Origin of the sequence: Microbacterium sp. 22215 (assembly GCF_052045655.1) — a bacterium.
GTDB lineage: Bacteria > Actinomycetota > Actinomycetes > Actinomycetales > Microbacteriaceae > Microbacterium > Microbacterium phyllosphaerae.
The window spans coordinates 212,034-234,576 of the sequence record NZ_JBQEPC010000004.1 but is presented as its reverse complement, the minus strand read 5'-3'; the positions used below and the strand labels follow the sequence as shown (position 1 = coordinate 234,576).

Genomic DNA, 22,543 nt, shown 5'->3' with positions numbered 1-22,543 from the left:
TTCCCGCGCGTGGATGCTCAGCGACCGGGCAGGAAGCGCCGCAGCATGGAGCCCGCGACCTTGAGCTCCGGCGCCCGGAGGAGGGCCAGGATGCCGATGTAGACGACCACCACGGCGGCGCCGATGATGCAGGTTCCGAGGGCGCCCTGGATCTTGTCCGCCGTGGTCCAGCCGGTGGGACCACCGAGCAGGAGGAAGACGCCCCATCCCGCGAAGCCGGCGGGGATCGCGGCGATCGCGAAGCGCAGGACGGCCGTCATCCACGTGCGGATCTGAAGCCCGCCGGTCTTGCGATGCAGAAGCCACACGGCCACGACGGTCTGGATGGTGCTGGCGATCGACTGGCCGAGTGCGATGGCGGCGGCCAGAGCCGTGATCGCGATGACGTCGGCGGCGAGCAGCCACTGCGCCACGAGCGCGCTGATGACCACGAGACCGCACTGGAACAGCGTGAACCAGAACGGCGTGCGGGTGTCGCCGTAGGCGTAGAAGGTCCGCTGGACGATGAAGAGGATCGTCAGCGGTACCAGGCACACGAGGAAGCACACCAGCACGAGCGCGGCTTCGGAGGCGTCGGATGACGCGTTCGTGAAGACCCGCGAGGCGGGGATCGCGGCCGCGGCCACCGCGGCGACGGCTGCGGCGATGAAGAAGAGCAGGGTGCGGATGCTCTGCGCGATGTCGGCGCGCACCTCGTCGTCGCGGCCGGCGGCGGCGTGCTCGCTGATCTGGGTGAAGTATGGGGTTCCGATCGACAGCACGATGATCGAGTACGGGAGCATGAAGATCAGCCACGCGTACTGGAAGGTGGCGACCGAAGCGCCCCTCCCCGCGGCATCGATGAGGATCTGCGTCTGCACGAGGCCGGCGACGAGGCTGGCGAGCGCCATGAGGAAGGTCCAGCCGGCGAGCTTGCCGACATTGCCGAGGCCCACTCCGCGCCAGCGGAAATCGGGCCGGAGGGCGAGTCCGGTGCGCCTCCAGAAGACCAGGAGGATCGCGGCCTGGATCACGATGCCGAGCGTCGCGGTTCCCCCGAGCGCGGCGATCATCTCAGGGGTCCAGTCGGTGACTCGGGTGAGGGGCCCGCCGAACAGAGCGCCCACGATGAGGAAGCCGATGATCGACACGATGTTGTTGATGACGGGCGCCCACGTGAACGGGCCGAAGATCCGGCGGGCGTTCAAGGCTTCGCCGAGCAGCGCGTACAGGCCGTAGAACAGGATCTGCGGCATGCACCAGTAGGCGAAGGCGGTGGCGAGGGCGAGGAACTCGGGAGAGCCCTTGGCACCCGCATACAGGCTCACGAGCCACGGGGAGGCGATGGTGGCAGCGCCCGTGATGGCGACGAGCACGACGGTGCCGAGCGTGAAGAGCTTGGAGATGAACGCGTTGCCGCCATCCGCATCGGCCGTGGCCTTGACGATCTGCGGGATGATCACGGCGGTCAGGACACCCACCGAGATCAGCGAGAAGACGGTGTTCGGCAGCTGATTCGCGATCGCGAACGCGTCGGCCGCACTGGCACCGACAGAGCCGATCACACCCACCAGAACGATGGTTCGCAACAGGCCGGTCACACGCGAGATGAGGGTTCCCGCACCGATCAGCGCGCTGGCACGGCCGAGACTACTCATTCGACTCCTCGACGGCGACGGCATCCGCGTCGGCATCCGGTTCAGGTGCGTCCTGCGCGAGGGCTTCGCGGCGTCGACGGCGGACGGTGCGGATGATGCCCAGACCGAGCAGCAGCACGATGAGGGCGCCGAGGACGCCGAGTCCGATGGCCTCCCACTCGGCGCGCACCGAGACGCGCACCGTCTCCGGCTGGCTGATGGGCACCCCGGTGGGGCTCGAGAGCTGCAGCGCCAGGGTGACCTCGCCGCTGCCGACGCGGGCAGACACGGGAACCTTGACCCGCGTGGTGGTCCCGGGCTGGATCGTCCAGGGGGTCACCGACTGCACATCGAGGCGCGGGTCGCTGGGCTTGACGCTGAGCTCGATGTTCACCGGCCACGGCAGATCGTTGCGCACCGAGAACGGCAGGTCGGCATTGGCGGAGAGCAGCTGGATGGTGCTCGCCGGGGGGATGTCGACAGAGGCGAGGGTGTCGGTGGTCGCGGTGTTCACCGCTGCGACCGCTTCATCGAATCGGTCCTCGCTCAGGCCCACCGCTGTCGCGCGCATGATCTGGATGCGCTTGGGACTCAGCAGGAGCTGGCGATCGTCGAGGATCGTCGCGAACTCTCCGAGCACGACCTCGCTGTCGAGCATCCGCTGGAGCGACGTCGCCCGCGTGACATCGGCCTCGGCGGTCAGAGTGACGGCGGCGGGAGCGGCGGCGAGTACGCTCGTGAGGCCGAAACCGAGCGAATCGACGGCGGCGATCGCGTCGTTCAGCGCCTCGGCGGTGCGCGTCTCGTCACGGTCGAGGCCGACGAGGCGAGGCGTCCCGGGGCTCGCCTGGCCGGACAGATAGAGGTGAGCGCTGGCCTCTGCGAGCGAGCGCTGGCGAAGGGCGGGGTCCTCTTCGTTCGCGGCATCGGACAGGGCATCGGAGGTGGTCGCATCCGACACGAGCACGTTCTGCGCGCCGACGGTCGCGCGGGCACCCACGGCACCGCTGACCGTCGTCGAGGACAGCACCGTGACGGCGCCGTCGGGCAGGTAGGCGGCGAAGGTGGAGAGGTCCGTGGCGGAGACGTCGCTGCGCGGCCACAGGATGCCAGGGGTGGCGCCTTCGACGGCGATGAGCTCGGCATCGTCCGGCAGCACCGGGCCGTCGGCCGGGTCGGGCTCCTCGCTCGGAGTCTCCGTCGGAGTGGGAGTCGGTGAGGGCGTCTCTTCGGGAGGCGAGGCGAAGTTCGCCGGGGTCAGGAAGGGAGTGAGCGTCGTCGGCTGCAGGAGCTGCGGAAGACCCGCCTGCGACTGGGTCGTGGCATCCGCATCGCCGAACTGGAGGGCGAAACGCTCGTTCGGCAGTGCGTCGAGCTGCTGCAGCCACTCCTGTGCGCTCTGGGGTGCTGCAGATCCGAGGACCTTGATCGACGCGACGATGGCCGGGTCGATCGCGAGGATCGCCGAGGTGCCGCGGACGCCTTCGAGGACGGCGGTGAGCGAACCGTCCTGCGCGGTGAGCGCGGTCAGCTCCTCCGCGGTGAGAAGAGCGCCGTCGACCGGTGTCGCCGTGATCGGCACCATGACGGCGACCGGCGGGTTCGCGGCGGCGGAGACCACGAGCACGGATGTCGAGGTCACGGCCTCGGAGGCATCCTGTCCGTCGGGCTGCGCACCCGTGAGGGTCGCTCGCAGCGCGTAGACGCCAGGGGCCAGAGTGCCGAGTGTCTCCTGGGGGATGAACAGACTCGAGGTCACGGACGATTCGGGCTCGACCGGGGCGGTGGTGTCGGCGCCGAGTTGATCGAATGCGCCGGTGGCCTCGGCATCCTCCAACCAGGTGGTCACGGCGGCTTCGTCGGCGAGAGGCGTGCGGTTCAGCTCGACGGTCACGCGTCCTGCTGACAGCTGCGACGTCGCATCGTTCTGCACCGTCAGGGATGCCGTCGTCGCGCTGCCGGGAGAGACGGTTCCGCGTACCCCGGCCGACACGAAGAGCTCGGCGGTGGGGGTCTCATCGGTGTCGGAGTCGCTCGCCGCCACGGCGTTCGTCGCACCGAGCCCGCACATGCCGAGAACGATCGCCGAGATGACGGTTCCGCGTGCCAGGCGCTGCAGGCGCGTGCGGGGGCCGTTCTCGGGGGTGGTCGCGGTCATGGGAGTCTTTCTCGAACGCCGGGATCCCAGGCTGTCCGTGAGTGCTGACCCTGTGATTCTAGGCGGCACGCCGAAGGAGAACCCTGAACACGCGTAGAGTGACGGCCGTGTCCGACACCCTCACGCCCGTGCCCGATCCGCGCCGCAGCACCGCACTCGCCGCGGATCTGGATGCCGCAGACTTCCGTTCGGAGCCGCTCCGTCGCCTGTGGGGCGAGGAGGAGGACGACGCCCTGGCGCGAGGGATGCGCGAGCCGATCCTGCGGGCGATCGCCGGTGACGACGGTGTGCTCGCGACGCTCGGACGACTCCTGGTGCTCGGGATGCCGCAGCTCGCCGGCCCCGTGGCTTCGGCCCTGCCTCACCTCGGTGTCGACGGCCTGGTGGCCCTGGGGCTGGCCCGGATCCACGGCGATCACGTCGTTCCCGCAGCACTGCTGCGTCCGCAGTCGTTCGTGGATGCCGACGGGATCGGCGAATGGTGGATCGCCAGCGACCTCGACGAGGTGGCGCTCGACGGGGCGCTTCCCGCAGACCACGTGCTCGGTGTGGGTGGTGCGTCGCGCACGCTCGCCGAGATCATCATGCCGATCGAGGTCGATCGTGCGCTCGACCTCGGCACCGGCTGCGGCATACAGGCCCTCCTCGTCGCGCGGCACGCGGGCGCGGTGGTCGCCACCGACATCTCCGCACGAGCCCTCGCCTACGCCGAGCTCAACGCCCAGCTGAACGGCGTCTCGAACATCGAGTTCCGGCTCGGCAGCATGTTCGAGCCCGTCGACGGCGAGGCGTTCGACCTGATCGTGTCGAACCCGCCGTTCGTGATCACCCCTCGCGCCGAGGGCGTGCCCGAGTACGAGTACCGCGACGGCGGCCTCGTGGGCGACGCGCTCGTCGAGCAGTTCCTGCGCGCCGTCCCCTCGTTCCTCACCCCCGGCGGGGTCGCCCAGCTGCTCGGCAACTGGGAGTCGCGCGGGGCCCAGCGCGAGCTGACCGGCCGGGTCGGTCTCGATCGGCTGTCATCGTGGGTGCCCGGAGACCTCGACCTCTGGGTCATCCAGCGCGAGGAGCTCTCACCGCTCGCCTATGCGGAGCTCTGGATCCGCGACGGAGGCACCACTCCCCGCGACTCCTCATTCACCCCGCTGCTCTCCGCCTGGCTCGACGACTTCGCCGCACGCGGTGTCACCGCGGTCGGCTTCGGCTACATCCTGGTGCGTCGGCCGGTGGCATCCGCGCAGGGTGCACCGCTGCGTCGTCTCGAGCGCCTCTCGCAGCACGTGTCGAACGTCGGCGGCGCGCTGCGCTCGGGGCTCCTCGCGCACGACCAGCTCGTCGACGGCCTGCCCTCCACTCTCTTCACCGCCCCCGACGTCACCGAGGCGCGGCATCTGCTGCCCGGCAATGACGACCCCAGCATCATCGAGCTCCGTCAGGGCGGCGGGTTCGCGCGGACGATCACCGTCGATCCCGCGCTCGCCGCGTTCGTCGGCGCGTGCGACGGCGACCTGACCGTCATGCAGATCGTCGCGGCCCTGGCCGACCTGTTCGAGGTCCCTCTCGTCGACCTCTGGGCCGACCTCGAGCCGCGCATCCGCCAGCTCGTTCTCGACGGACTGCTGGTGACGGGGGAGTGATGCAGGAATACCCGCCGGTATCTATGCGTTCGAATACACCATGAAGGCTTTCGGATTCCTCTCCTTCGGGCACTACGCAGACGTGCCCGGTTCGGCGACCCGCACCGCGGGAGACATGCTGAAGCAGACCATCGAGATCGCTGAGGGCGCCGACGAGATCGGCGTCAACGGCGCATCGGTGCGAGTGCACCACTGGGCGCGGCAGGCGGCATCGCCCATGCCCCTGCTGTCGGCCATGGCCGCGCGCACGAAGCGCATCGAGGTCGGCACCGGCGTGATCGACATGCGCTACGAGAACCCGTTCCAGTTCGCGGAGGAGGCTGCGGCCCTCGACCTGATCGCCGACGGGCGAATCGCGCTTGGCGTGAGCCGTGGTTCACCCGAGACGGCCCTACGCGGCTACGAGACGTTCGGATTCCACGATGAGGAAGACCCCGAGCGCGGCAGCGTGATCGCACGTGAGAAGTTCGACCTCTTCCTCCGTGCGATCGACGGCGAGGGGCTCGCCCCCGGTGACCCCCGGATGGTCGGGGCGGGTCGGTATCTCGCGATCGAACCGCAGTCGCCGACTCTGCGCGACCACATCTGGTGGGGTTCGGGTTCTCGTGCGACCGCGGAAGAGACCGGACGCAAGGGGCTCAACATGATGAGCTCGACGCTTCTCACCGAAGCGACCGGCGTGCCGTTCCACCAGCTGCAGCGTGAACAGATCGACCTCTTCCGCTTCGCCTACAAAGAGGCAGGGCACACCGGCACTCCGCGTGTCTCGGTGAGCCGCAGCGTCTTCCCGCTGGTGTCCGACATGGACAGGGCGTACTTCGGACTGCGCAGCGAGGAGAACGCCGACCAGATCGGCATCATCGACGGCTACCGTTCGACGTTCGGCAAGACCTACGCGGCCGAGCCCGACGTGCTCATCCAGCAGCTGCTCGCCGACGAGGCGGTCATGTCGGCCGACACCCTGCTGCTGACGATCCCGAACCAACTCGGGCCCGCGTACAACCTGCACGTGCTCGAATCCTTCGCGACGCACGTCGCGCCGGCGCTCGGGTGGAAGCCCAACACCGACGGCCCCGTTCAGGGCGAGCCGGTCTGAGAGCCCACCGGATCTGAGTGAGAGGAAGGGGCGGATGCGAGGTGCATCCGCCCCTTCCTCATGCCTCGCGAACCCTGGTCCCACCCTCGCCGCACGTGCGATATGCCGATACGCTGGCCGCATGCGCGCAGCCAGGGGTGGACTTCTTGCAGGGGCGATCGTGCTGGTCGCAGCGCTGGTCGGTGCCATTCCGGCGGCAGCGGCGACGACGACCGCCTGGGCGAGCTGGCAGCCTCTGAGCGGAACGGGCGGGGCCTACACGACCACCGTGCAGATCGCCGCACAGCCGACCGTCACCGCCACCATGACGAGCGACTCCCGCGCCGGCCAGGTCGGCGTCATCTCGGGCGCGACCAACTGGCTCTCCCAGGGCACCCCGGTCGGTGCCAAGTACGGATCGAGCATCAATCAGGCGTACGTGAATCTGCGCCCCAAGGCCGACAACGCCACCAGCCCGTCGACCACGACCTACTCGTTCGCGAACCCCACCCCCGCTTCGGGCTGGACCTTCGTGCTCGGAGACATCGACGCCGATGCGGTGCGCATCCAGGCGATCGGTGCGAACGGCCAGGCGCTCACCGCGGCTGAGCTCGGATTCCGGGGCGGCTTCAACTACTGCGCTCCGGGTGTCGCGGGCAAGCCGTCGTGCACGGGCGATGCGACCGACGTCCCGACCTGGGATGCCACGACCCAGACCCTCACCGGCAACGCCGCCGCCCTCGACACGAGCGGCGCCGCCGCCTGGTTCGAGCCGTCCGTGCCGATCACCTCGCTCACCTTCTTCTTCACCCGCCGTTCCGGGTTCCCGGTGTACCAGACCTGGTTCGCCTCGATCGCCCGCGACATCACCGGCACGGTCACCGATCAGGCCGATGGTGTGCTCGAGGGCGTGCCCCTCTCGCTGACGGATGCGAACGGTCTCGTCGTGGCGACGACGACCACCGCCGCGGGAGGGACCTACTCCTTCCCCGGATTCGTCGCCACGAGCGGATACACGGTGCGCGTCACACCACCCGACGGCAAGATCGCCGTCGGCGCGACGTCTCGGGCGGTGGATCTCACGACGAACGACGGTGTCGCCGACTTCGTCGTGCGCGACATCGTTCCCGTCGCGGTGTCGGGGCGAGTCGTCGACGGTGAGGGCAATCCCGTCGCCGGTGTGACGGTGACGGTCGACGGAACGACGACGACCACGACGGATGCCGACGGCACCTACCTCTTCGATGAGGTCCCGGTCGGTCCGCACACGGTCGTGGTGACCCCGCCGCCCGGATACAGCACGACGGATCCGACCGAACCGCTCGTGGTGCCCGAGGACAGCGAGGTTCCGATCGAGCTCGCCGACTTCGTCCTCGTCGAGAATCCCGACCTCAGCGGAACAGTGCGCTCGAACGGCACCGGCGTCGCGGGTGTCGTCATCACGGCGACCGCAGGAGACGACGTCGTCACGGCGGTGACCGACGCGAACGGTGACTACACGTTCCCGAGGCTTCCCGCGGGCGACTACGAGATCACCATGACGACGCCCGACGGCTACGCAGCCACGGGCCCGACGTCGCAGAACGAGACCGTCGCCGCAGCCGATGTCGAGAACGTCGACTTCGAACTGGCCAGGCTCGGAGCCTTCTCCGGTGTCGTGCGCACCGATGACGGCGCACCGGTTTCGGGCGTCAGGATCACCCTGACCACCGACGAGGGCACGCAGACGCTGACGACGGATGCCGACGGCGCCTACGGCCTCGGAAACCTGCCGCCGGGGACCTACACGCTGACGATCACCGCACCCGCCGGCAGCACGATCGTCGGACCGGCGACGCTCACGGTCGAGGTCACGTCAGCGGGCGAGACGTTCGTCGACCAGGACTTCACTCTTGCGGCGATCGTGGTCCCGCCGACGGACCCGCCCACGGATCCCGAGCCGCCGACGACGCCGCCGAACAACGGAGGCGGGACTCTTCCCGGCACCGGTCTGGGCCCGGAGACCTTCATGTGGGCCGGCATCGGCGGTGCCGTGCTCGTTCTCGGAGCCGTGCTGCTCGTCGTCTCGCGGCGCCGCTCGCGTCGCGACTGAGACGCCCGGCGGCACGGCTGGTTCTGTGACACGTCGCGCACGGCGCGCGTCAGCGCGGGTGTACGACGCGGAACCGTTCGCAGACGACCGGCATGTCAGGCTCGAAACCCCGAGGGTTCTCCGAGTGGGTTCGCCAGAAGCGCTCGTGCACCTCGCGCCAGTGTGCGAGCGTCCTGTCTCCCTCGCCTTCGGCGTGGGCGTGCGCCGCGGTCACCTCATCGAAAGGCACCGTGCGGACCTCCGTGGTCTCGATCACGACGCGCGGTCGGCCGAGTCCGTCGAGCACGATGCTGAACTCTCCGGCGGCGGGCACCGGGTCTCCGGCCTCCTCGTAGTCCCACAGCGATGACGCCGTCGCCGTCTTGATGCCGTCGAGCACCAGGGCGAGCAGATCGTCGGCCTGCGCGGGGGATGCGCCGAACGCCCACGCCTCAGCGGGGACCGTCGGCAGAGACGCGTCGGCGGCGCGGGCACGGTCCCAGAACGCGGTGAGAGCTGCAGTGTCGGTCACATGTCGAGCCTAGGGCGGATGCTCCCGAGCACCGTGCTCGGCTGGTCGTCGCGTGGCATGACGAAGGGCGCCGCCGGGACCGAAGACCCGACGACGCCCGAACAGCGGATGCGGCCGACTACTCCGCGGACTCCGTGCCGGCCGAGTGGCGGCGGCGCCGCATCGCGAACAGACCGAGGCCGAGGGCGAGCAGCACGACCGCTCCGACGATGTACGGCGTGCTGTCGGCACCCGTCGTCGCGAGCGATCCGTCGGTCGCTCCACCCGTCTCGCCCGGCGTGGTCACCCCGCCGCTCGCGGCAGCGGTCACGGTCACCGGCGAGGTCACCTCTGTGCCGTCGGCGAGGATCACCGCGAGGGTGTGCGTCCCTGCGGGGGTGTTCGCCGGGATCGTGAGCGTGCGGCTGAACGCGCCGTCCGCATCGGCGGTCGCGGTGCCCAGGTCGACCGGGTCGGAGCGCAGCTCGAAGCGCAGCGCGGCATCCGCCTCGAATCCGCTGCCGGAGACGGTGATCTTGCCACCGGCGACGACGGATGCGGCACCCAGCGTGACCTCGGGCGCGGCGGGCTCCTCGATCACGGGCGGGGTGACACCGGCCTCGGTGACCCACTTCTCACCGGCATCCGACTTCGTCACCGTGAAGGTGTCGTAGACCGAGCCGACGGGGAGGTCGGTCGTGGCATCCGGCTGCTTCTCCGCGAGGTAGGAGCGGTAGACGAGCTGGTTCTTCGACACGTCGATCACCTGGTAGGTGGTCACGCCCTGGCCGCGCAGCACCTGGGTGGCGCCGTTGTTGGTCCAGACGTTCTTCTCCGGCGTCTCGAGCTCGTAGTGCTTCGCGCCCGAGTTCGACACGACGTAGACGGGGCCCGAGGTCATACCGGGGGTGTCGGTCGCATCGGTGTTCACGTAGCCGCGGGCGTACGTGTGGTCGTGGCCCATGAGCACCAGGTCGATGTCGTTGCGCTGGAAGACGGGGAGCCACTCGGCGCGCAGCACCGGCTCGTCGCGACCCTCGGATGCCGAGAACACCGGCTGGTGGAACGTGACGACGTTCCACTTCGACGGGCTGTTCTGCAGCAGCAGGTCGAGCCATGCGGCCTGGAAGCGGGTCCACAGCACGCCGATCTGCGCCGAGGGGCACTCCGCACCCGTGCACGACGGAAGACCCGCCGGGGTGAGGAAGGTGGTGTCGCGCGTCGCGTTCAGGGTGATGAAGCGCACGCCCTGGTAGTCGGTGTAGTACGCGGTCTCGGCGGCGAACGACGACCAGTGGTCGAAGAACGCGCGGTACTGCTGCGCGACCTCGGAGTCGCCCTTCGCGAGGTCGGCCAGCTCGCCGATCGTGCTCGTCGACGGGTTGTTGTGGGGGTACTCGAACGCGGCCTTCCATGCGGTGAGCAGCTTGTCGCCCGAGTACTCGTGGTTGCCGGGGGCCGCCATGACGTTGGTGCGGACCGCGGAGTCCTCCATGCCCTTGAACCAGTTGAGCCACTCGTTCTCGTTGCTCGAGGTGTTGATGAGGTCACCGGCGTGCACGGAACCGATCGAACGGGGAGCCTGAGCTTCGGCCTGCTTCACCACGCTCGGCCAGGTCGTGTCGAGGCCGATCTGCGCGTCGCCGTAGTAGATGAACTGGAAGTCGGTGGCCTTGGGGTCGGCGGTGCGGAACTCGAACCAGTCGCTCCAGCTGCCGGGGAGACCGACACGGTAGCGGTAGGCCGTCGCCGGCTGAAGACCGGTGACCGTGGCGGAGAAGTGCTTGTTCGGGTTGCCGTTGACGACACCGGCGTCGTAGGCGTCGACTGTGCGCGCCTCGCCGCCGGCCGCCGGGGCGATCTCGACCTGGCCGATGGTGTGCGAGGCGTCGCCCGCGAGCCACGAGAACGACTGCGACACGGCGGGCTGCTCGGTCGGGGTCAGGATCACGCGGGTCGGCGGAGCCACGACGGGCGAGCCGGGGTCCGATGCCTCGACGAGCGTGAGCGACGACATGTCGAAGTAGATGTCCGAGCTGGTCTCACGGTCCTGGAACAGCGCGACGGCGATGTCGTTCGTGCCGTCGTGCAGCAGCTCGCCCTCGGCGCTGAACGTGCTGGTGAGAGGGTCGCCGTTCGAGTCGCCGGCGTACTCGACGTTGACCGTGTCGGTGATGCGGCCGTCGACGTAGCGCGCGACCTCTTCGCCGTTGATCCAGACGACGATCGCGTCGTCGTAGGTGATGGTGCTGCGCAGCGCCGCGACCTGCTCGGCGACGCCCGCCTCGAGCTCGAACGTGGTGCGGAAGAAGTAGGTGGGAACGGTCGGCGCCGCCGTCCCGTCGATGTAGTGGTTCAGCAGCGTCTTCGGGGTGACGGGGCCGACCGGGGCGAGCTTGCCGCTCTTCGCGCCGAACGAGCCGGGTGCCGACTTCCAGGCGCTGTCGTCGTAGTCGGGGAGGGTCCAGTCGCGGAGGGCCGCGGGTGCCGGCGACGGGTCGGAACCGTCGTCGAGGTAGCGCCAGCTGGTGTCGCCGGTGATCAGCGAGCCGGTCGGCACGTCGGGGTCGGGTGCGGCGGTCGCGATGGGGGCGACGACGGCGCCGCCGAGCAGGGCGAGGACGGCGGCGGACGCGAGTCCGTAACGCCGCCACCGCACCGCAGGGGTGGGGGAGGTCATGAGTGTCCTTCGTGAGGTGGGGGTTTCCGTGCTCAGCCGCACGGGGCCCGACCAGCCCATCGAAGGAGGATGACCTGGCGGTTGCCATCGCCCGACCGGTGGGTGAACGTCGCTACGGTGGGGGCATGAGTTACGCAGGCGAATCCTCGATCGAGGCACGCGTCCGGGCGGTCACTGCCGACTTCGGCAGGCGTCAGACGCGGCTGTTCATCACGTTCGCGCTGATCGAGGGACCGGTGCTGCTCCTGCTCGCCGTCGCGATCTACGGATTCGAGCTGATCGATCCCGAGGTCGGCATCTGGTTCATCGTCGCGGTCGCCGTGGTCGGCGGATTCCTGATGAGTGCTCTGCTCATGAGGCTCATGCAGGCCCGAGTTCGCGCCATCGCCCAGGCAAAGGGCGAGAACCCGCTGTTCTGACCCCCGGTACGCTGGAACCCATGCTCAATATGGCTGACGGCCTCGACCGTCTCGGCGCGCTCGCCGAGAATCCGGTCGTCCGCACCCTCGCCGACGCGTTCTCGGCGGCGGGCTTCGACCTCGCCGTGGTCGGCGGTCCGGTGCGCGATGCGCTGCTCGGCCGCCCGACGCACGACCTCGACTTCACCACGAACGCGCTGCCCGACGACATCCTGCGCATCGTCACGCCGATCTCGACCGCCCAGTGGGACATCGGCCGTGCGTTCGGCACGATCGGGGCACGGGTGCAGGGCGAGCAGGTCGAGGTCACGACGTACCGGGCCGACAGCTACGACGGGGTGACCCGCAAGCCGACGGTCGAGTTCGGCGACACGATCGACGCCGACCTGCACCGCCGCGACTTCACGGTCAACGCGATGGCGCTGCTGGTGCCGGCCGTCAAGCTCGTCGACCCGACCGGGGGTGTCGAAGACCTCCTCGGCGGAGTGCTCCGCACCCCGGCGGATCCGCAGGTCTCGTTCGGCGACGACCCACTGCGGATGCTCCGCGGGGCGCGCTTCAGCGCCCAGCTGGGGTTCCGCATCGATGACGCCACGTGGGATGCGATCACCGAGCTCAAGGCGACCCTCGAGATCGTGAGCCCGGAGCGGATCCAATCCGAGCTCGTGCGGCTGATGCAGACCGATGACCCCGTGCGCGGCATCCGCGTGCTGGTCGACACCGGTCTGATCGAGGAGTTCCTGCCCGAGGTCAGCGCGCTGCGACTCGAGGTCGACGAGCACCACCACCACAAGGACGTCTACGAGCACTCGCTCACGGTGCTCAGCCAGGCGATCTCGCTCGAGCAGTCGCGCAACCCCGGCGCCGAACCCGACGTCGCACTGCGCATCGCCGCGCTGCTGCACGACATCGGCAAGCCCCGCACCCGCAAGCTCGAAGACGGGGGAGTGGTCACGTTCCACCACCACGACGTCGTCGGCTCGCGCATGGCGCGCAAGCGTCTGCAGGCGCTGCGGTTCGACACCGACACGACCGATGCCGTGTCGAAGCTGATCGAGCTGCACCTGCGATTCTTCGGATATGCCGAGGGCGCCTGGACGGATGCCGCGGTGCGCCGCTACGTGCGCGACGCCGGCGACCAGCTCGAGCGCCTGCACATCCTCACCCGCGCCGACGTCACCACTCGCAACAAGCGCAAGGCCGGTCGCCTGGCCGGAGCCTACGATGACATCGAGTCGCGCATCGCCGCGCTGCGCGAGCAGGAGGAACTCGACTCGATCCGTCCCGAGCTCGACGGCAACCAGATCCAGAGCATCCTCGGCATCGCTCCCGGTCGCGAGGTCGGCGAGGCCTACAGGTTCCTGCTCGAACTGCGTCTCGACGAGGGTGTCATCGGACCGGATGCCTCCGAGCAGCGCCTCCGCGAGTGGTGGGCCGCCCGCGGCTGAGCTCTGCTGCCGGTCGGATGCATGCGCGTCATCCGGTTGACGGGATCGTCGTGCCTGTCTCAGGATCGAGGCGATCGACCTGCGCGCGCGGGTCAGCGGGCTGACCCAGTGCCGCTCGTACGAGATGCGTGATGTCGATCGAGATGATCCGCTCGCCCCTGTCGGTCACGGCGCCGGGGTCTCGGTCGGAGACGGCACGATCCCGTCGGCGGCTGAGGGGGTCGGCAACGGCGTGGCGTCCGCCGCATCGATGCCCGGCGCCTTCTGGAAGGGCGGCTGGGGGCGCTTGACCGTCTCGAGTTCCGGCATCAGCGAGCTCGGGTCGAGGTCGGCCTCGTCGAGCGGATACACGTTCCAGACCGGGCGTCCGCGGTAGTCGTCGCCGGGGATCGTCGCCCGCAGTCCGTCGTCCTGCATCCCGAACTGCTGGTCGCCGCCGTTCTCGGACTCGACGATCTGCCCGTCGGGTGTCAGCACCGTCTGCGCGCCGTTCTCCCCGTAGAGATCGATCGGTGTGCCCTTGCCGGTGAAGAGCTGCACCTGGTCGATCGGATTGCCCTCGGCGTCGAACGCGAAGATGTTGTTGATCTGCACACCGTCGAGGCGCAGGCCGCTCTGCAGCCCGTACTCGTCGCCGACGTACTCGACTCGCGGTGTGAACGCGGCGGGCAGCGCGACGACGAGAGCCAGGAGCGCCACGATGCTCGCCACCGTGCGGATGTGGCGCAGGGCGTTCTTGGGGAGCCACTGGCCGCGCCCCCACTGCACGCTCACGACCGCGAGCACCGCGACGGCTACCCATTCGAGCAGGGAGTCGGGAACCATCCAATGGTCGAGACGTCCTCCGTTGCCCACCCTCGTGATGACCACTGACAGCGCGACGACGTAAATGCCGTAGCCGCGCAGCACCCACCACACCGGACGCAGCACGAGCAGCAGATCGAGGAACCATGCCCCGATCGGGCTGCGCCGGATGCTTTGCGTCGTGCGGCCGCGCCAGCCTCGGATCCGTGTGCCGAGGGGCACTCGTCGCCGCGCCGCGGTGCGGGGCGGCAGTCCCGCAGCAGTCCGCAGCTCCTCGGCATACGCGGCCGGGTCGCCGAGTTCGAGAACCCCGTCATTGTCGGCGGCCTGATCTGCCAGGTCGGCGGTGAGCCCGCCCACGATCTCGTCGAGTTCGTCGGCCGGGAGGTCGTCGAGGTGCTCGCGCACGGCGAGAGCGAAGGAGCGGATCTGTTCGTCGATCGAGACGGCGGTGTCGTTCATCGGTTCTCTCCGATCGTGGGTGTGTCTGTGGTCTCAGCGGTGAGCAGCGTGGACATCGCCCCCGCGAAGTCCAGCCAGGTGACGGTCTGCGAGTCGAGAGCCGCACGGCCCTGCGGGTTGATCGCGTAGTACTTGCGGTGCGGGCCGCCGTCGGACGGGACGACGTAGCTCGACAGGCTGCCCGCGGCGTACAGACGACGGAGAGTTCCGTACACCGACGCGTCGCCGACATCGCCGAGGCCGGCATCCCTGAGTCTGCGCACGATGTCGTAGCCGTACCCGTCCTCAGTGCGCAGCACGGCGAGCACGGCGACGTCGAGCACTCCCTTGAGTAGCTGGGTGGTGTCCATCGGACCTCCTTCGATGCACTGCACACTACCACGCACTGCACAGTAGTGCGCGTGGCGCGTGTCCGGCGGGTCGCGTGATCGCGTCACCGTGCACACCTGCATGCTCAGATCACACCTGTATGCCCGGATCGCCGATCTGGACCTGCACCCGTGATCTGGGCATGCATCTGTGCACCACAACCGGAATATCGCGGGTTCCGCCCGTGGCATCCGGCTCCTACACTGAGGTAACGCTCCACCATCGACGATCGGAGACGCTGTGGTTGCGTCGTGGCAGGTGTCACGTGACGGCCCGCCTGAGGCCTCTCGTCTCCTGATCGAGCGCGCACACGAAGAGCTGATCGCCGGCAACCTCGACGACCACCGCCTGCAGCAGGTGCGACCGCTGGTGCGGGAGTCGTGGGTGCGATCGTGGCGCGGTCGGGTCGGGCCCGAGGAAGCCCCGCGGATCGAGCTCGTGACCGAAGAGCTCGAGGCGTATCGGCTCACGCATCCCCTGGCATCCGCGATGGACATGATCCGCGCGCTGCTGCTCCCGGGCACACCAGAGGAATCCGGGGTCGTCATCGCCGTCGGCGATCAGGCCGGCCGCCTGCTCTGGATCGAAGGCGATCGCCAGCTGCAGTCGCTCACCGAGGGCATGGGATTCGTCGCGGGCGCGAACTGGGCCGAGGATGCCGTCGGCACCACCGCGCCCGGAACTGCGCTGACCCTGGGTCAGTCCGTGCAGATCCGCGGCGCCGAGCACTACAACCGCCTCGTGCACCCGTGGTCGTGCACCGCTGCGCCCGTGCGCGACCCCGAGACGCAGCGGGTTCTCGGCGTCATCGACATCACCGGCGGAGACGAGGTCGTCTCGACCCAGGCCCGCCTTCTCGTGGACGCCACGGCACGCGCCGTGGAATCCGAGCTCATGGTCGCGCGCCTGCGGGAACGGAGCGAGTCGCATCGACCGACGACGATCTCCTCACGGGCCAAACCGACGACTCGCGCGACACTCCATGTGCTCGGTCGAGACCGGGCCCGGCTCGAGAGCGAGACCGAGCTCGAAGAGTCGGTCATCGAGCTCAGCGCCCGCCACGCCGCCATCCTGCTGATGCTCGCGATCAACCGCCAGGGTCTGTCGGCAGAGCGACTGAGCGAACTCGTCTACGGCCCCGACGCATCCGCCGACACGCTGCGGCCCGAGATGGTGCGCCTGCGTAAGGTGCTCGAGAAACACGCGCCCAGCCTCGTTCCCGAGTCCCGCCCCTACCGCCTGACCGTGCCCCTCGAGACGGATGCGCACGACGTGCTGTCGCTGCTCGATCGCGGCGCCCACCGCGTCGCGCTCACCGCCTATCGCGGGCCGGTGCTGCCCGAATCGACGTCGCCGGGTGTCGAGGAGTTCCGCGAGACCGTCAGAGCGGCGCTGCGAGAGGCGATGCTGTCGGAGGCGAGTCTCGATGTGCTGCTGGCCTACGCCGAGATCCCGGAAGGGCAGGGAGACGCCGCAGCCCTGCGTCTCGCGCTCGAGATGCTCCCCGCCCGTTCGCCGAAACGCGCGGGTCTCGTCGCCCGTATCGAGCGCCTCGAAGGTCGCTGACGCGGCGTTCGAATCGCGCGACTGGTCGCATTTCGACGTCGAATCGGGTCATTTACGCGATTCGAAACCCGCTGGGGCGAGCCGCAACCTTCTGCAACGTTGCGCATTCGGGCGCAACGTTCGCGGACGTACCGTCGGAGCACAGCCGCGCAGCACCGACGCCCGCGGCCCGTCGAAGGAGTCCCGATGACCATCGTCGAAGAAGACGTGTCCACCGCCTACGCCGCTCCCGGTCAGCCGGGCGCCCTTGCGAAATACCGCCCCCGGTACGGGCACTACATCGGCGGAGAGTTCGTCGACCCGGTCAAGGGCCAGTTCTTCGAGAACGTCAGCCCCGTCAACGGCAAGCCGTTCACCGAGGTGGGCCGCGGCACCGTCGAAGACATCGACCGCGCGGTCGACGTCGCCTGGAAGGCCTTCGCGAGCTGGGGCAAGACCAGCCCCGCCGAGCGCTCCGTGATCCTCAACAGGATCGCCGACCGCATCGAGCAGCACCTCGAGGAGATCGCGATCGCCGAGACCTGGGAGAACGGCAAGCCGGTGCGAGAGACGCTCGCCGCCGACATCCCCCTCGCGGTCGATCACTTCCGCTACTTCGCCGGAGTGCTGCGTGCGCAGGAGGGCGGCATCAGTCAGCTCGACGAGAACACCGTCGCGTACCACTTCCATGAGCCGCTCGGAGTGGTCGGCCAGATCATCCCCTGGAACTTCCCGATCCTCATGGCCGTGTGGAAGCTCGCGCCGGCGCTCGCCGCAGGCAACTGCGTCGTCATCAAGCCGGCGGAGCAGACCCCGGCATCCCTGCTCTTCCTCTTCGACATCATCGGCGACCTGCTGCCCGCCGGCGTCGTCAACATCGTCAACGGCTTCGGGATCGAGGCGGGGGCGCCGCTCGCTCAGCACAAGCGCATCCGCAAGGTCGCCTTCACGGGGGAGACCACGACGGGTCGCCTGATCATGCAGTACGCGTCGCAGAACCTGATCCCGGTCACACTGGAGCTCGGAGGCAAGAGCCCGAACGTGTTCTTCGAGGACGTCGCCCGCGACACCGCCGACCCGTTCTACGACAAGGCGCTCGAGGGCTTCACGATGTTCGCACTGAACCAGGGCGAGGTCTGCACCTGCCCGTCGCGTGCGCTCATCCAGCGGTCGATCTACGACGGCTTCCTCTCCGACGGACTCGCACGCGTCGGCAAGGTCGTGCAGGGCAACCCGCTCGATCCCGCCACGATGATCGGGGCGCAGGCATCGAACGATCAGCTGGAGAAGATCCTCAGCTACATCGACATCGGAAAGCAGGGTGGCGCTCGGCTGCTCACGGGTGGGGAGCGCGTCGACCTCGGAGGCGACCTCAGCGAGGGCTACTACGTCGCTCCGACCGTCTTCGAGGGCACGAACGACATGCGCATCTTCCAGGAGGAGATCTTCGGTCCGGTGCTGTCGGTCACCTCGTTCGACGACTTCGACGATGCGATCTCGATCGCGAACGACACGCTCTACGGTCTGGGTGCCGGTGTCTGGAGTCGCAGCGGAGACACCGCCTACCGTGCTGGGCGCGCGATCGAGGCCGGGCGTGTCTGGACCAACACCTATCACCAGTACCCGGCGCACGCCGCGTTCGGCGGGTACAAGCAGTCGGGTGTGGGTCGGGAGAACCACAAGATGATGCTCGACCACTACCAGCAGACGAAGAACCTCCTGGTCTCGTACGCGGAGGGCCCGATGGGCTTCTTCTGAGCTCGACCCCGGGCGGGCGCNCAGCGCCCGCCCGGCACCATCGCTCCCGGAGGCATCTGAAGGAAGGCACGAACCATGGTGAGCATCGGCACCTACCAACGCGTTGACGTGACGGATACCGCGGCATCCCTCGTACGCGATCTCACCGTGCAGCACGGACCCCTGATGTTCCATCAGTCGGGCGGATGCTGCGACGGCTCGTCGCCCATGTGCTACCCCGTGGGGATGTTCATCACCGGGCCGGGAGACGTTCTGCTGGGCGCCCTCGACGTGGGGCTGGATGCCCCGGTCGAGGTCTTCATGTCGGAGTCGCAGTTCGAGTACTGGAAGTACACGCACCTCACCATCGACGTGGTGCCGGGGCGCGGCGCCGGATTCTCGGTCGAGGGGCCGACGGGCATGCGGTTCCTGATCCGGTCGAGGATGCTGAACGACGCGGAGCTGGAGTACTTCGGATTGGCGCCTTCGGCGGGCTGAGGGGGCCGCCAGCGTCAGATCGGCTGGACGACGTCCGACTGGCGGGAGACACGCCGTCGGTCCGGCAGCCATCCGTGAAACGGCCAGCCATCCGTGACGAATGCGACGGGCGGCCGGTGCTCAGCGGGGGAGGCGGGGAACCGCGTCGACCAGGGCGCGGGTGTACGGGTCCTGCGGGGCGTGCAGCACGGATGCCGTGGCGCCCTGCTCGACGACACGACCGTTCTGCAGAACGACGGTGCGATCGCACGCCGAGGCGATCGCGGTGAGGTCGTGCGACACCATCACGAGCGACAGTCCGTTCTCGCGGCGCAGACGGTCGAGCAGCTCGAGCACCTGCACGCGCGTGGTGACGTCGAGCGCGCTGACGGGTTCGTCGGCGAGCAGCACCCTCGGGCGCGAGACGACGGCCCGTGCGATCGCGATGCGCTGGCGCTGTCCACCCGAGAACTCGTGCGGGTAGCGGCGGGCGGTGTCAGCGGGAAGCCCGACCGACTCGAGGGCCTCGGCGATGCGGCGCTGCGCGTCGGGGCCGGATGCCAGGCGCAGTGAGCGCAGGGGCTCGCCGATGATGCGGTCGATGCGCTGACGGGGGTCGAGCGACGAGTACGGGTCCTGGAACACCGGCTGCACGCTCGCCCGGAAGCGGCGCATCTGCGCACGGTCGCGCAGAGAGAGGGGCACGCCCTCGAACAGCATCTGCCCGTCGCGCGGTGCCGACAGCCCGAGCAGCAGCCGCAGGATCGTCGACTTTCCCGCACCCGATTCGCCGACGAGACCGAGCGAGTCGCCCTCGTCGAGACTCAACGAGACGTCGTCGAGCACCCGACGGGACCCGTATGAGAACCCGGCGGCGCGCAGTTCGAGAAGGCTCATGCGCCGGCCTCCTTCGCGTCGAGGAATGCGTCGAGCGCGCGAGCGCTGTCGACCAGCATCCGCGTGTACGGCTCCACCGGATGCTGCAGCACCTGAGCGACCGCGCCCTCCTCGACGATGAGCCCGTCGCGGAGAACGATGATGCGATCGACCATGCGCGACACGACGGCGAGGTCATGGCTGATGAACAGCAGCGCCATGCCGCGCTCGGCGACGAGCCGCTCGAGCAGGGCGAGCACGGCATCCTGCACCGTGACATCCAGCGCCGTCGTCGGCTCGTCGGCGATCAGCAGGTGCGGCTGGGCGGCGAGGGCGATCGCGATCGCCACGCGCTGGCGCTGTCCTCCCGAGAGCTCATGCGGGTAGGCGCGTGCGAACCGCGGCTCCGACAGCGCCACCTCGTCGAGTGCGGCTGCGACGGCGGAGCGCAGTTCGGCGCCGCGGAGTCCGAGATGGCGACGCAGTGGCTCGGCGATCTGTCGTTCGACGCGCATCAACGGATCGAGTGCGGTGAGCGGCTCCTGGAACACGATCTGGGCGACGGGTCCACGCAGCGGCCTCAGGTCGGCATCACGAGCACCGACCACCTGGTGCCCGTCGAGCAGCACCGACCCTGAGGCCGTGAGCGAATCCGGAAGCAAGCCGGTGACCGCGAGCGAGGTGAGCGACTTGCCCGAACCCGATTCACCGATCAGACCCAGGCGCTCGCCGGGTGCGAGTGAGAACGACACATCGCGCACGAGCGCGCCGGACGCCGAGCGCACCGTGAGACCCGAGACGTCGAGAATGCTCATCGGCTCCTCCTGCGGGTCGGATCGGCGAGGTCGCGCAGGCCGTCGGCGAGGAAGTTGACTCCGAGCACGAGCGCGATGATCGCGATGCCGGGGGCGATCGCCCCGACAGGTGCGGTGAGCACCGTGCCCTGGGCCTCCTGCAGCATCCGACCCCACGAGGCGTTGGGCGGGGGTGCGCCGAGTCCGAGGTACGACAGGCTCGCCTCGGCGAGCACGGCGGCACCGAACTGCAGTGCGAGGCTGACCGCGAGGGTCGGCGCGATGTTGGGCAGCACGTGCTGGAAGACGATTCCGAGAACAGATGTGCCGCTGGTGCGCGCCGCGGTGATGTACTGCTCCTGCAGCACGCGGCGCGACAGGATGCGGGTGAGGCGCGCGACGACCGCCGACATCGCGAGTCCGATCGCGAGCACGGCCGACCAGAGCGATGCGCCCTGGACCGCGACGACGAGCATCGCGAGCAGGAGCACGGGGAACGCGATCACGACGTCGAGTCCGGCCGAGAGCGTGTCGTCGACCCAGGGTCGCGAGAAGGCGGCGATGAGACCGATGATCGTGCCGAGCACGGCGGCGATCGCCACCGAGCAGAGACCGACGATCAGCGCGATCCGGGCCCCCCACATGAGCTGCGAGAGCATGTCGCGGCCGAGGCGATCGGTGCCGAGGAGGTGCAGGGCGCTCGGGCCCTCGAGGCGGCTGCCGCTGGTGTCGGCGAGCGGGTACGGGAGCCAGAACAGCGACACGAGGGCGATCAGCACGATCACGCCGGTGAGCACGAGACCGATCAGCAGGGTCGCCTTCGGCCGCCTCCGCACGGGAACGGAGTCGGTGATCAGCTGCTCGGCGACGCGGCTCATCGGTTGCCCGAGACGCTCGTGCGCAGACGCGGATCGATCAGGCGCTGCACGATGTCGGCGGCGAACCCGACGAGCAGCACGAAGAGCGTGCTGACGACGAGCACCGCCTGGATGACTTGGAAGTCGTGCTGCTCGATGGCCGACAGCAGCAGGCTGCCGAGACCGGGAAGAGTGAAGACGCTCTCGACCACGACCGCACCGAGCAGCGTCGTCGACAGCTCGATGCCGAGGATCGCGACGACCGGCACCGACCCGTTGCGCACGCCATGACGCAGCAGCGCCTCGGACATGCCCGATCCTCCCGCCCGCGCGGTGCGCAGGTAGTCGCTGCCGATCACGTCGAGCGTGGCGGAGCGCACGTAGCGGCTGAGGGACGCGCTCATGACGATCACGATGGTGGTCACCGGAAGGGCGAGCGAACGCAGTGCATCCGCGGGATCCTCCCAGTCATCGCGGGGGAATCCGCCCGACGGGAGCACCCCGAGACCGAGGGCGAAGATCCACACGAGCACGACGCCGACCCAGAACACGGGCACGGCGACGCCGAGCTGCGCGAAGCCCGAGAGCGCGATCCCGTACCAGCGGTCGGACTTCACGGCGGCAGTGATGCCGATGACGAGCGAGACGAGCAGGGCGACGGAGAAGGCGATCAGCGTGAGCGGGAGAGTGACGGCGAGGCGATCGGCGATATCGGGGCCGACCGGACGCGAGCTCAGGAACGACTCACCGAGATCGAAGCGCAGCAGCTGACCGGCCCAGGTCGTGAACTGCTGCAGGAGCGGCTGATCGGAGCCGACCTGCGCGCGGGCGGCGGCGATCTGCTCGGGGGTGGCGTTCACTGAGAGCAGCGCGTTCGCCGGGTCGCCGGGGAGCAGGCGCAGCAGCACGAAGATCGCGATCATCGCGACGACGAGCGACACCACGAGGAACGCGAGGCGGCGCAGCAGGTAGGCGAGCATGGCTTCTCAGGATGAAAGAGGGGGATG

Annotated in this window: 19 protein-coding genes; 8 read left to right on the top strand and 11 right to left on the bottom strand. The window is 69.1% G+C overall.

From position 1 onward, the window contains the following. Positions 1–17: 17 nt before the first annotated feature. The gene (gene murJ / locus ACTJKH_RS09020) at positions 18–1,637 is read right to left on the bottom strand and encodes a murein biosynthesis integral membrane protein MurJ (RefSeq protein WP_440736618.1); all 1,620 of its coding nucleotides are present in this window, start codon (positions 1,635–1,637) and stop codon (positions 18–20) included. After that, a complete protein-coding gene (locus ACTJKH_RS09015) occupies positions 1,630–3,774 on the bottom strand; it encodes a DUF6049 family protein (protein ID WP_440736617.1) in 2,145 nt (714 codons plus the stop codon). Before ACTJKH_RS09015 ends, murJ begins: the two co-directional genes overlap by 8 nt. A 98-nt stretch (positions 3,775–3,872) precedes the next feature. Between ACTJKH_RS09015 and ACTJKH_RS09010 the strand changes: the two genes are divergently transcribed. The 3 genes from ACTJKH_RS09010 to ACTJKH_RS09000 all read left to right on the top strand — a co-directional run bounded on the left by ACTJKH_RS09010 (position 3,873) and on the right by ACTJKH_RS09000 (position 8,578). Then, the gene (locus ACTJKH_RS09010) at positions 3,873–5,411 is read left to right on the top strand and encodes a DUF7059 domain-containing protein (protein WP_440736616.1); all 1,539 of its coding nucleotides are present in this window, start codon (positions 3,873–3,875) and stop codon (positions 5,409–5,411) included. Positions 5,412–5,451: 40 nt separating this feature from the next. Further along, positions 5,452–6,507 (top strand): LLM class flavin-dependent oxidoreductase, encoded by a 1,056-nt coding sequence (locus ACTJKH_RS09005; protein WP_440736615.1) that lies wholly within the window; start codon positions 5,452–5,454, stop codon positions 6,505–6,507. Positions 6,508–6,628: 121 nt separating this feature from the next. Next, positions 6,629–8,578 carry an MSCRAMM family protein gene (locus ACTJKH_RS09000; RefSeq protein WP_440736614.1) on the top strand — a complete coding sequence of 650 codons (1,950 nt, stop codon included), beginning with the start codon at positions 6,629–6,631 and terminating at the stop codon, positions 8,576–8,578. Between the two features lie 49 nt (positions 8,579–8,627). Here ACTJKH_RS09000 and ACTJKH_RS08995 read toward each other — a convergent pair whose 3' ends face one another. Further along, positions 8,628–9,089, bottom strand: a complete 462-nt coding sequence (locus ACTJKH_RS08995) for an ASCH domain-containing protein (RefSeq protein WP_440736613.1) — start codon at positions 9,087–9,089, stop codon at positions 8,628–8,630. Between the two features lie 118 nt (positions 9,090–9,207). Next, complete coding sequence (locus ACTJKH_RS08990) at positions 9,208–11,748, bottom strand: fibronectin type III domain-containing protein (protein ID WP_440736612.1); 2,541 nt, start codon at positions 11,746–11,748, stop codon at positions 9,208–9,210. Between the two features lie 125 nt (positions 11,749–11,873). On the opposite strand from ACTJKH_RS08990, the gene ACTJKH_RS08985 reads away from it, so the two are divergent. After that, positions 11,874–12,167 carry a hypothetical protein gene (locus ACTJKH_RS08985; protein WP_060926201.1) on the top strand — a complete coding sequence of 98 codons (294 nt, stop codon included), beginning with the start codon at positions 11,874–11,876 and terminating at the stop codon, positions 12,165–12,167. A 20-nt stretch (positions 12,168–12,187) separates the two neighbouring features. After that, positions 12,188–13,615, top strand: a complete 1,428-nt coding sequence (locus ACTJKH_RS08980) for a CCA tRNA nucleotidyltransferase (protein WP_440736611.1) — start codon at positions 12,188–12,190, stop codon at positions 13,613–13,615. Positions 13,616–13,643: 28 nt separating this feature from the next. On the opposite strand, the gene ACTJKH_RS08975 is transcribed toward ACTJKH_RS08980, so the two are convergent. The 3 genes from ACTJKH_RS08975 to ACTJKH_RS08965 are packed head-to-tail and all read right to left on the bottom strand — an operon-like array spanning position 13,644 to position 15,231. Beyond that, positions 13,644–13,784 carry a hypothetical protein gene (locus ACTJKH_RS08975; protein ID WP_259161281.1) on the bottom strand — a complete coding sequence of 47 codons (141 nt, stop codon included), beginning with the start codon at positions 13,782–13,784 and terminating at the stop codon, positions 13,644–13,646. Next, positions 13,781–14,881 (bottom strand): hypothetical protein, encoded by a 1,101-nt coding sequence (locus ACTJKH_RS08970; protein WP_440736610.1) that lies wholly within the window; start codon positions 14,879–14,881, stop codon positions 13,781–13,783. The genes ACTJKH_RS08975 and ACTJKH_RS08970 overlap by 4 nt, the downstream gene beginning before the upstream one ends. After that, positions 14,878–15,231: a PadR family transcriptional regulator gene (locus ACTJKH_RS08965; protein WP_440736609.1), complete on the bottom strand. Its 354-nt coding sequence runs from the start codon at positions 15,229–15,231 to the stop codon at positions 14,878–14,880. The genes ACTJKH_RS08970 and ACTJKH_RS08965 overlap by 4 nt, the downstream gene beginning before the upstream one ends. 259 nt (positions 15,232–15,490) lie before the next feature. Between ACTJKH_RS08965 and ACTJKH_RS08960 the strand changes: the two genes are divergently transcribed. The 3 genes from ACTJKH_RS08960 (at position 15,491) to ACTJKH_RS08950 (ending at position 19,030) form a co-directional block, all read left to right on the top strand. After that, a complete protein-coding gene (locus tag ACTJKH_RS08960) occupies positions 15,491–16,816 on the top strand; it encodes a GAF domain-containing protein (RefSeq protein WP_440736608.1) in 1,326 nt (441 codons plus the stop codon). Positions 16,817–17,002: 186 nt separating this feature from the next. Then, complete coding sequence (gene exaC, locus ACTJKH_RS08955) at positions 17,003–18,553, top strand: acetaldehyde dehydrogenase ExaC (protein WP_210096415.1); 1,551 nt, start codon at positions 17,003–17,005, stop codon at positions 18,551–18,553. Positions 18,554–18,628: 75 nt separating this feature from the next. Next, entirely contained in the window at positions 18,629–19,030 is a 402-nt protein-coding gene (locus tag ACTJKH_RS08950; RefSeq protein WP_440736607.1) for a DUF779 domain-containing protein, read from the top strand. Between the two features lie 120 nt (positions 19,031–19,150). On the opposite strand, the gene ACTJKH_RS08945 is transcribed toward ACTJKH_RS08950, so the two are convergent. Genes ACTJKH_RS08945 through ACTJKH_RS08930 form a run of 4 tightly spaced genes read right to left on the bottom strand, consistent with a single transcriptional unit; the run spans position 19,151 to position 22,516 of the window. Continuing rightward, the gene (locus tag ACTJKH_RS08945; RefSeq protein ID WP_440736606.1) at positions 19,151–19,906 is read right to left on the bottom strand and encodes an ABC transporter ATP-binding protein; all 756 of its coding nucleotides are present in this window, start codon (positions 19,904–19,906) and stop codon (positions 19,151–19,153) included. Further along, positions 19,903–20,700: an ATP-binding cassette domain-containing protein gene (locus ACTJKH_RS08940; RefSeq protein ID WP_440736605.1), complete on the bottom strand. Its 798-nt coding sequence runs from the start codon at positions 20,698–20,700 to the stop codon at positions 19,903–19,905. Before ACTJKH_RS08940 ends, ACTJKH_RS08945 begins: the two co-directional genes overlap by 4 nt. After that, entirely contained in the window at positions 20,697–21,557 is an 861-nt protein-coding gene (locus ACTJKH_RS08935; protein ID WP_440736604.1) for an ABC transporter permease, read from the bottom strand. The genes ACTJKH_RS08940 and ACTJKH_RS08935 overlap by 4 nt, the downstream gene beginning before the upstream one ends. After that, complete coding sequence (locus ACTJKH_RS08930; RefSeq protein WP_440736603.1) at positions 21,554–22,516, bottom strand: ABC transporter permease; 963 nt, start codon at positions 22,514–22,516, stop codon at positions 21,554–21,556. The genes ACTJKH_RS08935 and ACTJKH_RS08930 overlap by 4 nt, the downstream gene beginning before the upstream one ends. Between the last annotated feature and the right edge of the window lie 27 nt (positions 22,517–22,543).

Coding starts and splice junctions, on each gene's coding strand:
- murJ (WP_440736618.1), bottom strand. CDS start 1,637: ATGAGTAGTCTCGGCCGTGCCAGCGCGCTGATCGGTGCGGGAACCCTC.
- ACTJKH_RS09015 (WP_440736617.1), bottom strand. CDS start 3,774: ATGACCGCGACCACCCCCGAGAACGGCCCCCGCACGCGCCTGCAGCGC.
- ACTJKH_RS09005 (WP_440736615.1), top strand. CDS start 5,452: ATGAAGGCTTTCGGATTCCTCTCCTTCGGGCACTACGCAGACGTGCCC.
- ACTJKH_RS09000 (WP_440736614.1), top strand. CDS start 6,629: ATGCGCGCAGCCAGGGGTGGACTTCTTGCAGGGGCGATCGTGCTGGTC.
- ACTJKH_RS08990 (WP_440736612.1), bottom strand. CDS start 11,748: ATGACCTCCCCCACCCCTGCGGTGCGGTGGCGGCGTTACGGACTCGCG.
- ACTJKH_RS08985 (WP_060926201.1), top strand. CDS start 11,874: ATGAGTTACGCAGGCGAATCCTCGATCGAGGCACGCGTCCGGGCGGTC.
- ACTJKH_RS08980 (WP_440736611.1), top strand. CDS start 12,188: ATGCTCAATATGGCTGACGGCCTCGACCGTCTCGGCGCGCTCGCCGAG.
- ACTJKH_RS08970 (WP_440736610.1), bottom strand. CDS start 14,881: ATGAACGACACCGCCGTCTCGATCGACGAACAGATCCGCTCCTTCGCT.
- ACTJKH_RS08965 (WP_440736609.1), bottom strand. CDS start 15,231: ATGGACACCACCCAGCTACTCAAGGGAGTGCTCGACGTCGCCGTGCTC.
- exaC (WP_210096415.1), top strand. CDS start 17,003: ATGACCATCGTCGAAGAAGACGTGTCCACCGCCTACGCCGCTCCCGGT.
- ACTJKH_RS08950 (WP_440736607.1), top strand. CDS start 18,629: ATGGTGAGCATCGGCACCTACCAACGCGTTGACGTGACGGATACCGCG.
- ACTJKH_RS08945 (WP_440736606.1), bottom strand. CDS start 19,906: ATGAGCCTTCTCGAACTGCGCGCCGCCGGGTTCTCATACGGGTCCCGT.
- ACTJKH_RS08940 (WP_440736605.1), bottom strand. CDS start 20,700: ATGAGCATTCTCGACGTCTCGGGTCTCACGGTGCGCTCGGCGTCCGGC.
- ACTJKH_RS08935 (WP_440736604.1), bottom strand. CDS start 21,557: ATGAGCCGCGTCGCCGAGCAGCTGATCACCGACTCCGTTCCCGTGCGG.
- ACTJKH_RS08930 (WP_440736603.1), bottom strand. CDS start 22,516: ATGCTCGCCTACCTGCTGCGCCGCCTCGCGTTCCTCGTGGTGTCGCTC.